The organism is Acidobacteriota bacterium (assembly GCA_021161905.1).
GTDB lineage: Bacteria > Acidobacteriota > B3-B38 > Guanabaribacteriales > JAGGZT01 > JAGGZT01.
Map to the genome: position 1 here is coordinate 1 of JAGGZT010000007.1, position 12,909 is coordinate 12,909.

The 12,909-nt window shown below is 50.3% G+C and carries 11 protein-coding genes; 3 read left to right on the forward strand and 8 right to left on the reverse strand.

The features are described from left to right. Nucleotides 1–54 precede the first annotated feature (54 nt). Genes J7L64_01295 through J7L64_01315 form a run of 5 tightly spaced genes read right to left on the reverse strand, consistent with a single transcriptional unit; the run spans nt 55 to nt 4,615 of the window. A complete protein-coding gene (locus J7L64_01295) occupies nt 55–426 on the reverse strand; it encodes a response regulator (GenBank protein MCD6450987.1) in 372 nt (123 codons plus the stop codon). Continuing rightward, complete coding sequence (locus J7L64_01300; GenBank protein ID MCD6450988.1) at nt 408–1,880, reverse strand: DUF1080 domain-containing protein; 1,473 nt, start codon at nt 1,878–1,880, stop codon at nt 408–410. Before J7L64_01300 ends, J7L64_01295 begins: the two co-directional genes overlap by 19 nt. Before the next feature lie 4 nt (nt 1,881–1,884). After that, nucleotides 1,885–2,526 (reverse strand): hypothetical protein, encoded by a 642-nt coding sequence (locus J7L64_01305; GenBank protein MCD6450989.1) that lies wholly within the window; start codon nt 2,524–2,526, stop codon nt 1,885–1,887. Between the two features lie 18 nt (nt 2,527–2,544). After that, complete coding sequence (gene tadA, locus J7L64_01310) at nt 2,545–4,245, reverse strand: Flp pilus assembly complex ATPase component TadA (protein MCD6450990.1); 1,701 nt, start codon at nt 4,243–4,245, stop codon at nt 2,545–2,547. Continuing rightward, entirely contained in the window at nt 4,226–4,615 is a 390-nt protein-coding gene (locus J7L64_01315) for a response regulator (protein MCD6450991.1), read from the reverse strand. Before J7L64_01315 ends, tadA begins: the two co-directional genes overlap by 20 nt. A gap of 198 nt (nt 4,616–4,813) precedes the next feature. Between J7L64_01315 and alr the strand changes: the two genes are divergently transcribed. From alr to J7L64_01330, 3 genes are read left to right on the forward strand one after another with little or no spacing between them, the layout of a single operon-like run. Continuing rightward, nucleotides 4,814–5,959, forward strand: coding sequence for an alanine racemase (alr, locus tag J7L64_01320; protein MCD6450992.1), 1,146 nt, complete (start codon nt 4,814–4,816; stop codon nt 5,957–5,959). Between the two features lie 26 nt (nt 5,960–5,985). Continuing rightward, the gene (locus J7L64_01325; protein MCD6450993.1) at nt 5,986–6,876 is read left to right on the forward strand and encodes a site-specific DNA-methyltransferase; all 891 of its coding nucleotides are present in this window, start codon (nt 5,986–5,988) and stop codon (nt 6,874–6,876) included. Next, a complete protein-coding gene (locus tag J7L64_01330; protein ID MCD6450994.1) occupies nt 6,876–7,940 on the forward strand; it encodes a hypothetical protein in 1,065 nt (354 codons plus the stop codon). Before J7L64_01325 ends, J7L64_01330 begins: the two co-directional genes overlap by 1 nt. Nucleotides 7,941–7,951: 11 nt before the next feature. Here the strand turns inward: J7L64_01330 and polA are convergent, their stop codons facing one another. The 3 genes from polA to J7L64_01345 are packed head-to-tail and all read right to left on the reverse strand — an operon-like array spanning nt 7,952 to nt 12,297. Next, nucleotides 7,952–10,642, reverse strand: coding sequence for a DNA polymerase I (polA, locus tag J7L64_01335; protein MCD6450995.1), 2,691 nt, complete (start codon nt 10,640–10,642; stop codon nt 7,952–7,954). Nucleotides 10,643–10,654: 12 nt separating this feature from the next. Beyond that, on the reverse strand, nt 10,655–10,972 hold the full coding sequence (locus J7L64_01340; GenBank protein MCD6450996.1) for a 4Fe-4S dicluster domain-containing protein: 318 nt from the start codon (nt 10,970–10,972) through the stop codon (nt 10,655–10,657). After that, nucleotides 10,969–12,297, reverse strand: a complete 1,329-nt coding sequence (locus J7L64_01345; GenBank protein MCD6450997.1) for an FAD-binding protein — start codon at nt 12,295–12,297, stop codon at nt 10,969–10,971. Before J7L64_01345 ends, J7L64_01340 begins: the two co-directional genes overlap by 4 nt. Nucleotides 12,298–12,909 lie beyond the last annotated feature (612 nt).

Genomic DNA, 12,909 nt, shown 5'->3' on the forward strand with positions numbered 1-12,909 from the left:
ACTTATCCTTTTCAGAAAGGCTTTTTCGCTGAGCCATTTCCCTCGTTCCTCAGACTAAGTTTCCCCCAGGATCTCTTTTACCTTGGCGACGAGCTCATTCACATCGAACGGCTTGGTCACATAGTAATCGGCGCCGACCTTGTCCCCCTTTTCCCTATCCGTCATCTGTCCTTTAGAGGAGAGAATGAGGAAGGGGACCTTAGCTAAGCGGAGTTGGCTCTTTACCCATTCGAGGAGGGCGAAACCGTCCATCCGGGGCATCATCACATCGGAGATGATGAGATCAGGAACCTCCTTTTCCAATATCTCCTTCGCCTCGAGCCCATCATTGGCTACTAGAAGCTTATGCCCTAATTTCTTTAAGTTGTAGGTGATGAGCCGTACCATATGGGGCTCATCCTCAACTATCAGTATTTTTTTTGCCATTTTTCCGCCTTGGTTTTAATGGACTTGGTTGGTTTTATCGGTCTTACCGGTCTCACCGGTTTAAATCTGCGGTTGATGACTGGTTTTATGGGCTTTGGTTTAGGCTTGATAGGTTTCGGCTTGATTTTAATTGGTGGCAGGGGACGAGGTTTCTTTTCCACTACCGGTACCGATTTTTTGACCTTGACCCGGATGTCGTCGAAGTAGACATGGGAATTTCCCCAGGTCCTTAACCCTATCATCCCGTTGGTGTAGCTTTCATCCCTCCCCGTAAGCACCAGTTTTCCATCCACATAGGCTTTGAAGGTGTCCCCCTTAACCTCCAGTTTGATCTCCCTCATCGTGTTATACCAGTCGAAGTCCGAGCCGAAGACCTTGTTCTTAAGCACCCGGGCGAACGGTGCCCGTTCCCGTCCGTTCACTATCTTTCGGAAGAGGAAAGATCCTCCCCGTCTCCGGTCGTAGTAAGGGTCGTATTGAAAGATGTAGGCGTTGGCTCTTTTCACATCCGTCGCCCGGAAGTAAACGCCGTAACCCCAGCCCTTGGTCAATTTCGCCTTGAGTATCACCGTGTAATCGCTCCATTTCGCCTCCCCGCTAAAGCTTCGGTGTTCTCCAACCGAGCCCTTGTCGCGCCCTGCGGAGTACATCCCGTCTTCCACCTTCCAGAACCTTCCTCGGACTACCTGCCAGTTCTTCGCCTTTCCATCGTCGAAGGTGGCGAGGAAATCGTATTTTTCCGGGGGAACAGGGGAGGCTTTTCCTATGGTGTGGTCCCAGCGAACGGGACGGGGAAAATCGTGGAGAAACGGCATCCCATTGCTTTTTAAGGCGGTAATCCTGTCGGTGAGACAGGCTACGGTGTAGCCATCGGTCTCGTAATCACAACCCTCAGTCTCTCCTCTGCCATCAGCGGGGCAGTCGAAGGCGCTTTTGGATACATAGGGGGTGAGATCACGGGAGGGATCGCCAAGTGCTTTGCCGTCCATAGTGAGCATAACCTCGCCATCGCCGAAACCGAGGTCTTGGCTCACGAACGAGGTGTTATGATCCACCTCCCACCGGGTGATCGCCTCCCGGATCAGCCGTTGGTTGTTCAGGTCTATTGCCCGATGGGTGAGGTCGAGTGCTGCCTGGATGGAGGGGAAGGCTAAGGTGGTGAGGATGCCGATTATCGCCACCGCCACCAAAGCCTCGATAAGGGTAAACCCGGAATCCTTCCTGTTTCCATCATTCTCCCCCCTCCTTTCCAACGCTCGAAGTCCAAGCAACACTAAGTAGAAAATTCCCAAGCACCCGAAGGCGTAGCGATTAAATGAGAGATATACTCCTATAACCATTGGGGCAAGAAACGGGAATATCCAAAAGTCGGGGTCATCTTGCACAGTGCAAGACACGGCACATCCCCATATAAACGAAAGAAAGAAAAACACGAAGGCTTGGACGATTATCATCGGTTCATTCCTCCTCAGATTTAAGGAAGGGACCTCCCTTTTCGGTAAAATAGAGTCCCTCCAATCCGTGTGCCGCCGGATCGGGGCAGGAGAGGATGAACCCCTTTCCATCGGAGGTGAGTCGATAGATGAATGGTTTGTCGGATACAGGGCATAGGGGAATTTTTCGAAACTCAGGTGAGATGAGCTCGGAGAGTTGTTCTGGATAGCGTCCTTCGTGCTTCTTGGCATAAGCCTGAAGTTGTTTATAAACGGTGTTCATCGCAATGACACAGCGATCTATCCCCATCCGACTTATCATCTCGTCGGTGATCCTAACAGATGCATTCTTGTTTCGTGAATTCATATAGTATGCGGTGCTAATGGTGGTTACCTCTACCAAGGCGATTATGCAGGCTATCATCGCCACTTTTCTCACCCAAGCCCATTTCTTCCTTTCTTCGATCGCCTTCTCTTTTCTCTTTATCCGCTCCTGTTGGGTTTCTTCCTTTGTTGTGTAGTCGAGAGCGGCAAGCTTCACCGCACATTCGTAGCAGTAGATCTTATCCTCCCTGGTCTCGGCGACACATTCGCGGCAGATAGGTTTTCCACAAAGAGCGCAGCTACCCACCGCTTCCCTCTCTGGATGGTTGGCACACTTTTCCATCTCGCCTCCTGAGATGGTTTAAGCCCGGGGAATAATCCCCTCTATCTCCTCAATTGAGGTTAAGCCGTTTACCACCTTCTCCAGAGCGACATCCCACATAGTCCTTAGCCCCTGAGATATCGCCTGCTCCCGAATCTTCTTTACCGATGCCCCTTCGTAGATCAGCTCCCTTAGTTCGTCCGTTATCTCCATTACCTCGAATATCCCGATCCTCCCCTTATAACCGACTCCATTACAGGCGGAGCATCCCTTAGGTCGGAAAAAGATAACCTCCTCTTCTTCTTTCTTCTTATAGCCGATCCTGGTAAGGAGCTCGGGGGAAGGGGTATACTTCTTCTTGCATTGAGGACATAGCCTTCTCACCAGCCGTTGAGCGATGATGCACTCGACCACCTCCTTTATGTAGAACCGCTCGATTCCGATATCGAGAAGCCTGCCGATGGTCTCTGCGGTTCCCATCGTGTGGAGGGTGGAAAGGAGTAGATGCCCAGTTAGAGCTGCCTGTACCGCGACCTCTGCTGTCTCCCTATCCCTTATTTCGCCCACCAGTACTATGTCCGGATCCTGCCTCAGGATGGAGCGAAGGCCACGGGCGAAATCCAGGCCTACCTTGGGGTTTATCGGTATCTGGTTGACGATCTTCAGCCTGTATTCCACCGGGTCTTCCAGGGTGATGATCTTCTTGGTCATCGTGTTGAGCTCGTTCAAAATGGCGTAAAGGGTGGTCGTCTTTCCCGAGCCGGTGGGACCGGTTACCAAGATGAACCCTGCCGGCTTCTTTATATTCCGCTTGAGTCGCTCGTATTCCGGAGGATCGAGCCCCAGATCGTCGAGGGTGATCCTCGCCTTCGACTGGTCGAGAACCCGGAGTATCGCCGACTCCCCGTAGATGGTGGGGGTGGTCGCCACCCGGAAGTCTATGTCCCGTCCTTCATAACGGATGAAGAACCTTCCATCCTGGGGCACTCGGTGTTCCGTGATATCGAGGTTGGAGAGGATCTTTATCCTGGAAATGGCTGAAGCGCCGAGCTTCTTCGGGATGAGGTGTGCTTCCCTGAGATAGCCATCAACCCGGTAGCGGATTCTGGTAACCTCGCTCTCCATCTCTATATGGATGTCGGAGGCGTTTTGCTTTATCGCCTCGGTGAGGAGGAGGTTGACCAACTTTACCACCGGTGGGGCATCAACCGATTTGCTGATATCCTCTATTTTCTCTTCGGGCATTACTAAGTATTCGACGATCTCCTCTCCAGTGGAGGTGCTGATCACTGCGGGACCCGTCCTCTTACCGAAGAAGTGCTCGATCGCCATCTTTATATCCCGCTCGTCTGCAAGCACCGGTTCCAGGGAGTAGCCCGAGGCGAACTTGAGATGATCCAAGGAGAGGATATCAAAGGGATCACTGATGGCGATGGTCAGTATGTTCGCCACTACCAGGATGGGGATGGCTTTGTATCTCCTTGCTACCTTTGCTGGAATGAGCTTCACCGCATTGGGATCGATGAGGTCGATATTCAGCTTGATGTAGGGCATTTCCACTACTTCGCTTATTACCTTGAGTACATCTTCCCTTTTGGCGTATCCTTGCTCTTCGAGGATATCTATCAGCTTTTTCCCCGTTTCTTCGGCAAGGAAGATCGCCTTATCCAACTCCGCCTCGGTTATTACCCCTCGCTCGACGAGGATCTCTCCTAATTTCTTAGCCTGTTTCTCCGGCATCCCTCAATAACTCCTCCACCTTTTTTATCAATTTCTGAGGGTCGAACGGTTTAACCAAATAGTAGTCGGCACCTATCTTCTTCGCCTCCTCCTGGTAGTTCACCCGGCGGTAGATAGCGCTGGCGATGATGATGGGGATATGTTTTTTGGCTGGATATTTCCTTATCTTCTCGCAGACCTTGAAGCCGTCGAGTTTGGGCATAAGTACATCGAGGATAACGAGATCTGGTTCAAACCGGAGGAACTCCTCAAGCGCCTTTTCGCCATCGGAGCAGGTAGCTACACTGTATCCCGCTTTTTCCAGGTTGTAGCTAATCAGGCGAAGGAGATTCTCATCATCGTCTACTACGAGAATCTTACCTTTTGTCATATCGCCCCCTCTAATAGATATATTCGGTAATTTATGCATTTCATTTTACCACTTTTTCTTTAATTTTTGAAGGGCTTACTTTAAAATCGATAAGTCTTCCTTTCTATTTTTGTTTTTTTAAACTGTTTCTTTGGTTATCGACAAAAAGGGTTGAATGCCTCCTGATGTTAAGTGAAAATGAAGGGACGGAGGCATGCGATGAGGAAAGAGATGAGTGAAAGATTGATCAACTACGCTGAGGTCAACCTGGATCATCTTGCTGGCAATTTCACCGCCATAAAGAAGCGGGTGGGGAAGGAAGTAAAAATGGCTCCATTGGTGAAGGCTGAGGCCTATGGTCATGGGATGATCGAGGTGGCGAGGAAGCTTGCCTCGCTCGGTGCGGATATGCTCGGGGTGTTCTCGGTGGCTGAGGGAGCGATCCTTCGCGAAGAGGGGATGGGTCTTCCCATTCTCGTTCTTTCCGGTTTCTGGCTCGAGGAGGCGGAGGCGGTGGTTCATTATGGGCTTACCCCTGCGGTTTACAATCTCGAGATGGCGGAGGCTCTTTCCCGCGAGGGAGGAAGATTGGGGAAGAAGGTTTCCTGTCATATAAAGGTCGATACCGGCTTGAACCGGTTGGGGGTTGATTTCTCTCAAGCGGCGGAGCTCGCCCTGAAGGTGGCGTCCCTCCCCAATATAGAGGTTGAGGGGATATTCTCCCATTTCGTCTTCGACGAGCCGGGGAACGAGGTGGACGAGGAGCAGATAAGGAGGTTTCGCCGGGTGCTTTCCCAGCTTGAGGAGAGGGGAATGAGGGTTCCCCTGGTTCATATGGCGAATAGCAATGGGGTGGTATCCTATCCCGATTCCTGGTTCAATATGGTTCGTCCTGGGAAGTTGCTTTATGGTTGTCCCCCCAAAGGTGGGGTGATCCCGGGGATAAAGCCGGTTTTATCCGTCAAGTCGCGCGTTTTCTCCTTAAGGGGGGTTCCCCCCCTTACCCCCCTTTCCTACAGCCATACCTATAAGACCGAGCGTGCCTCGATTATCGCCACCCTTCCCATTGGGTATGCGGATGGCCTTTCTCGTCTTCTTTCCTCCAATGGTGAGGTGATTATAAGGGGGAGGAGGGCACCGATAGTGGGAGTGGTTTGTATGGATTATGTGCTCGTAGATGTCACCGATATCCCCGGGGTTAAGGTGGGCGATGAGGTGACCATATTGGGCAGAGACGGCGATGAGGAGATAACCGCTCGGGAGATCGCCGAGAGGATGGGGGTAGTTTTAGAGGAGGTCCTCTGTCATTTGGGAAGCTCGCTTCCCCGGGTTTATGTAGAAGGCGGAAGATATTATAATGGGTGAGTGATATACTTCCGAAAAGGCGTTTTATGTTTGAGAGGCCATTTTTAAAGCTTATCTTTGGCGATGCTTCAGATATGAAAGAACTTCCCGATGGTAGTGTTCACCTTGTTGTCACAAGTCCTCCTTACTTTAATGCTCCTTTCGACTATCCTGATCTATTCAAGAGCTATGATGAGTTTCTTGGACTTTTGAATAGAGTTGCTGGAGAATTAAAACGAGTAGTTGCAAAAGGGCGGATAGTAGCGATCGTGTGTGATGATACCCTTATCAATGGAAGGAAGTTTCCAGTTGTGGCGGATATCACTAAGATATTTATTGACCAGGGCTTTATCTACCGGGATAGAATTGTTTGGGTGAAGCCAGAGGGATATATTAGAATAAGTAGGAGGAGTGGTGTTCTTTTGCAACATCCTTACCCGATGTATTATTATCCCGACAATCTTCAAGAATCCATCCTCATATTCCAAAATGGAAAATTTGACTATAATCTAATTAATGACTTTCAAAAAGAAATGTCCGGAATCGATCTTGAACGATATCAGAGCGAAAAATGGTATTTAAATGTTTGGTATATCACCAATGTATTACCTCGCCCTAATAGGCTTGAGAAGGGGATCGCTGCTTTTCCTGAAGAGATACCGTTGAGGCTAATAACCCTCTTTTCTTACCGAGGAGAGACAGTACTCGATCCATTTATGGGGTCTGGGACGACTTTAAAAGTAGCCCTCGCCCTTAAGCGGAATGGGATTGGCTATGAGGTAGATGTGGAGCTTTTGGATACGGTGAAAAGGAAATTGGGGCTCTATCCTCCTTCTCTCTTCCCATCTGTAGTTGATGTTGAGCTTGTTGTGAGAGAGGATGTAAGACACCTAAGGACCTCTCTTCAAGATAAAGTGAGTAAAAAACCAAAGAGATGATGCAAATCACTGCTAAGATTAGCGGAATAAAATATACCCCATTACTCTGTAAGAAGCTTAAGACTTTTCCCTTAAGGGATATAGAAAAGGTCTTTTTAAAAGAGAGTGTTTTTCTTCTAGCGATTGACAATTCCAATCTATTTGCCATTAGTAGATGGGTGTCTCCAAAAAGAACACGGTCATATCCCTATCCCAGGGTTTATGATACCCTAAGTTTTTCTGGTAAGAGAGTTGCTGTAATTCCGGTGATTAAGGATGAGGGGGAGGATGGAGATAGGGATTTTATTCAATGGGATACTATCTCTCTTATGAGCCTTCTCCAGGTGTATGTAATTATTACTTATTATGCTGATGCTTCTCCCAGTTCCCGCTCTAAAAATAAAATTACCTCTCAGAAGTTTTCCATTGATCATATAAGATTTGAGCTTGAGAGGCTGACGGGTTATCAATCTGATGCCCTTCATTGGAATATGAAACAGATAGAGAGAGTAGATGAGGTTGCTGAGAAGGCTATTCGTTCTTATCGGATTATATCGGAAAAACTCGGGATCAAGATGCACTCTTTTGAATCGGCGTTGAGACGACTTGAAATTCTGAAAAAAGGAAAGAAAGAGTTTATGAGTTCATCACGCGATCTATCAAGAAAAGCTCAAGAAAGGGAAAGTGTAACTTCTCAGCCCAAAGAGAAGCTCAGCGAGGGTGCTAAAGCTGTTATTACGATAACAAACTATCTTGGAGGAAGTTATTATTTTACGGTGGATGAGGCATATATTGATGGGAGAAATCTCCTTTTAGTTGAAGGTAAGCATACTCGGAAAAGCGAGCTTCCTAAGGAATCGGATATAAAAGATGGACTCCTGAAGATGGTATTATTCTCTAATCTTGAAGAAGTGATGGTCGGGGGGAGAGAATATTCACCACTTCCTATTCTCAAGTTGACCACAGGCAGTGGATTTAATCTTGAGAAGCTCTCGCTCCGCGAGAGAAAGGTATGGGAAAGGTTGAAGGAAGAAGCGGAGAAAAACAGCTTTAAGATAATGCTTAATGGTGATTTTGTAGTCTAATCTTTCTGTTTTCAGTGGGCTTCGAGCCAGTTTCTTCCCACCCCGATATCCACCACGATGGGTACCAAAAGCTCCATTACCCCCTCCATCTCTTCCTTTATCAGCTTCTTCGCCTCGTCCAATTCCCCTTCCGGTACCTCGAAGAGAAGCTCGTCGTGTATCTGGATGATCATCTTCGTCTTTAGCTCCCTTTTCTCTATCTCTTCCTGTATCTTCACCATCGCTCGCTTGATCAGGTCTGCTGCTGTCCCCTGAATGGGGGTGTTTATGGCGATGTTCTCTGCACTCGCCCGGATGTAGGGGGTACTGCTCCTTATCTCGGGGATGAGCCTTCTCCTCCCGAGGAGGGTGGTAACATATCCCCGTTCCCTCGCATCCGCGATCGTTTTTTCTATAAAGAAGTGCACCTTGGGATGTTTCTCGAAGTAGGTCTCAATGAACCTCTTTGCCTCCTCGAGCGATAAACCGGTCTCCGCTGCCAGTCGCTGTGGTCCCATCCCGTAGATGATGCCGAAGTTTATCGCCTTTGCTCGGGAACGCATCTCCTTGGTCACCTCGTTCATCGGCACCCCGAAGATGACCGAAGCGGTCTTCCTGTGGATATCCTCCCCCGCGCGGAAAGCCTCGATGAGTAACGGGTCCTCCGAGAGGTGAGCCACTATCCTGAGCTCTATCTGGGAGTAATCGGCAGAAAGGAGGAGCCAGCCCTTATCCCGGGGTATGAAAGCCTTTCTTATCTCCTTCCCGATCTCCGAGCGGATGGGGATGTTTTGGAGGTTTGGCTCACTGCTCGAAAGCCTTCCCGTAGCGGTTACCGTCTGGTTGTAGGAGGTATGGATCCTCCCCGTTTTCGGGTTGATCATCTTGGGGAGGGCGTCGATATAGGTCGATTTGAGCTTGGAAAGCTCCCGGTAGTTGAGGATGAGCTTTACCAGGGGATGAGCGGATAGGTTGTTCAATACCGAGCTATCAGTGGAATAGCCCGTTTTCGTCTTCTTCATCCCCTTTCTTATTCCGAGCTCCTTGTGTATCTTTAGCTTCTCGAAGAGGATATGCGAGAGTTGCTGGGGCGAATTGATGTTGAACTTCTCCCCGGAAAGCTCGTAGATCTTGAGCTCAAGCTCATAGAGCTCTTTCGCCAGCTTCTGCGAGAGTTCGGCGAGCTTGGGCACATCGAGCGAGACCCCGTTCATCTCCATAATGGCAAGCACCCGGACGAGGGGCATCTCTATCTCGGTAAAGAGGTTCCATAAAGATAAAGTTTTGAGCCTCGGCTCGAGGTAATTCCTCAGCCTAAGGGTAATATCCGCATCCTCGCAGGCGTATTCCGCTACCTCGGTTAGGGGTACCTCGCTCATACTTATTTGTTTCTTACCCTTACCGATCAGGGACTTAGTGGGTATCTTCTTGTAGTTCAGGTATTCGAGGGCGATGGAATCGAGGTTGTGCTGTCTCCTTGAGGGGTTCAGGAGGTAGGAGGCGACCATTGTATCGAACTCGATGCCGGAAAGCTCAATCCCGTAATTCTTGAAGACGATGAGGTCGTATTTGATGTTCTGCCCGATCTTCCTTATCTTCGGGTCTTCGAGGATCGGCTTCACCATCCTCAAGGCTTCGTCGAGGGTGAAATCGGAGAGCTCGAGAAGGGGAAGGTAATAAGCCTCCCGCTCCTTGATGGCGAAGGAGATACCGATGAGCTCTGCTGACATCGGGCTTAATGCGGTCGTCTCAGTGTCCACCACCAAGGCACCCGCCTCTCTCACCTTCTCGATCAATCTCTCGAGTTCCTCCTTCCTTTTTATGGTGTGGTAGGAATGTTTGTCCTTGGTGGCGTCGGTTACCACCGTGTCTATCAAGCTTGAGAACTCAAGCTCGAGGAAGAGAGAGATCACCCGATTCCTGTCCGGTTCCTTCCGTTTTAGCCTCGTAAGCTCAAGCTCAAGGGGAAGATCCTTCTTTATGGTGACGAGCTCCCGGGAGAGAAACGCCTGCTTCTTGTTTTCTGCCAGTACCCGGCGTAGTTTTTCCCGCTCTATCTTATCCAGGTTGGCATAAACTCCTTCTAAGCTTCCGAACCTCTTTATAAGTTCGAGCGCCGTCTTCTCCCCCACCCCAGGAACACCCGGGATGTTGTCCGATTTATCGCCCATCAGGGCGAGTATGTCGATCACCCTTGAGGGAGGGACGCCGAACTTCTTGATAACATCCCGCTCGTCGAGTATCTCAAGCCCCTTCCCCCCAGCCCGGAGGTTGTAGATGAGGATCCGCTCTCCCACTAACTGCATAAAGTCCTTATCCCCGGTGACGATGTAGGAGGTAGCTCCTTTACCCGCTCCCTTTACCGCCATCGTTCCAATGACATCATCCGCCTCATAACCCGGTATTTCGATTGTGGGAACCCGTAAGGCGTCGAGTAGCTCCCTTATCCGCGGGAGCTGATCCCTCATCTCGTCGGGCATCTTCTGTCTCGTCGCCTTGTATTCGGGAAATATCCGGTGGCGGAAGGTGGGCTTTGGGCTATCGAATATGACCGCCAAATAATCCGGTTTCTCCTCTTCGATTATCTTGATCAAGGTGGTGGCGAAGCCGAAGGTCGCCGAGGTATTCTCTCCCTTCGAGGTTATAAGTGGGTTCCTGATGAAGGCGAAAAAGGAGCGATAGGCGAGGGCAGAACCATCGATGAGGAAGATCTTTTCCGGCACTGGATGGCTCCCTCAGCTATAGCGGTAGGATACGCCGAATCCGCCCATCGGGTTTTTCCAGCGGACGATATCGGGACAGGCGACCTGACAGGTGCCACATTCGAGGCAGTTTTCGAAGTTCACGATGCATTCGCCGGTTTCCTCGTTCCGCTCGTACACCTTTGCCGGACAGATGTAAAGAATAGCCGGGTCCTTCGCCCGCTTGAACGCCTCCTGATCCACCTCGATGTGGCTTATCTTATCGAGCTTTCGCTTGACTAAGTAAAGCCTGTCCTCGAGGGAAAGCTTCTTCGGCGGGGTGATTGCCTCTTTCCATTTTTCTTCACTCATAGCATTGCCCTCTTTGCTTGCCATAGCCTCTTAAGCAGGGAGAAGGTCCCCATTTTCTTCCGGAACCTCTTGATAACATCCCTTACCACCTCTTCCTTTGGGGTTTCGGAGACGGTGAAGAAGGAGGCGGCAAGATCAACGACGAAGGGGAGCTGATCCGAGAGGAATTCCGGATTGTCCTTAAGGAAGCGAATGAATCGGCGGTATTTCTTGATGTCCTTAAGGACGAAGGAATCTTCCAGCTTCTTTCGGTAAGAGGAAAGGGTCTCCTTGCTGAAATCCCCCTTTTCCTTTGCCTCGATCACCGCCTCGCCGGCAAATACCCCGGATGCCATCGCTAAATTGGTCACTTCGTGGAAGAAGGATGGGTTGATGAGCCCGGCAGCGTCGCCGACTAAGAGAACGCCGTCGCCAACGAGCTCCGGCAGTTCGTCGTAGCTCTCCTCGGGTATCATATGGGTTGAATATTCGATCACCTCTCCTCCCCGGAGGAGGGGCGCCACCGCGGGATGTGCCTTGAAGGCATCGAGCAGGTCGTAAAGGGTCATCCTTTTTTCCATAAGGTCGGAGATGAGACAGCCGACGCCAACAGAGATGGTATCCTTATTGGTATAGATGAATCCGGAGCCGATCATCCCGGAGACCGCCTCCCCGAAGTACTCATAGGCTATCCCCTCATTATCCTTTATGTGGAAGCGGTCCTCTATCACTTCCCGGGGGAGCTTTATCACCTCCTTCACCGCGGTGACCCGGTTTTCCGGACTCATCTTGCTTTTTTCCTTCCTTAAGCCAGCACGCTCGGCAAGTAATGAGTTTGCCCCTTCCGCGATTATCACGCAGTTTCCGTAGAGTTCGTCGTAGGTTCCTTCCCGCTCTCCTCGGGCTTTTATCCCTACCACCTTACCGTTTTCAAAGATGAGATCGTCCACCACCACCCCGGGATAGACCTCGGCACCAGCCTCCTCCGCTTTCTCTGCGAACCAGCGGTCGAACCTGGACCGGATGACGGTGAAGGAATGATTGAAAGGAGGGCGATTGAACTGTTCGTTTCTGAGATTTACCGCCAGTTCCCCCTCTTTCGAGAGGAGGGAGAAACGGCGGGTGACGATGTGTCTCTCGAGCGGCGCTTCCTCGGTGAAGTTCGGGATAAGTTTTGCCAGGATAGTGGTAAAGAGGATACCGCCGAAGAGGTTCTTCGCTCCGGGGTATTCCCCTCGTTCGAGCGCCACCACCGAGAGCCCCGCCTTAGCCAAGGTGAGAGCAGAGGCGATGCCTGATGGTCCGGCACCGACTATTATAGCGTCGAATTTTTCTTCATCTGCCAAGAGATACCTCCTCCTTAAAATTTGGCTTAGATTATTATAGAGGCTTCTCCTTTTGATTTTCAAGCCCGGTCGTAATGGGACTTGTCGTCGATTTATTTATGTCCTTTGGATAGTGGCGGTTGCTTTCCCTATTTATGAAGCCCCCTGCTTGTTCTTAATTCCTAAATGTAGGGACAGCCCTCGTGGCTGTCCGGCGGGCAACCGCCCGCGGGGGGTTATACGGACAGGGGCACCCCCTGTCCCTACAGGTGACCACCTGAGGGGTTTATATTACAGATTGAGGTTATCCCTTCTATGAATCCCTGGCGGTGGTTACCCCTTATGAATCCCCAACGGCGGGTGCCGTTCAGGGGCAAGCCCTGTCCTTACTTTATTATAAGGACAGGGATAAACCCTGTCCCTACATTAAGATAAAAAAATAAAGGGATCAGAACCTTTGAACCTTCACAATGTAGAAGAGACCTCGAGCTTCTGATCGTTCTTAATTTTAAAATGTAGGGACAGCCCTTGTGGCTGTCCGCACCAGGTGGCCACCTGGTGGGGTTCATATGAACATTTAGAGGGATGCCTCCTTGGATCCATATGTACGGAATCCTTGGCGGTGGATACCGC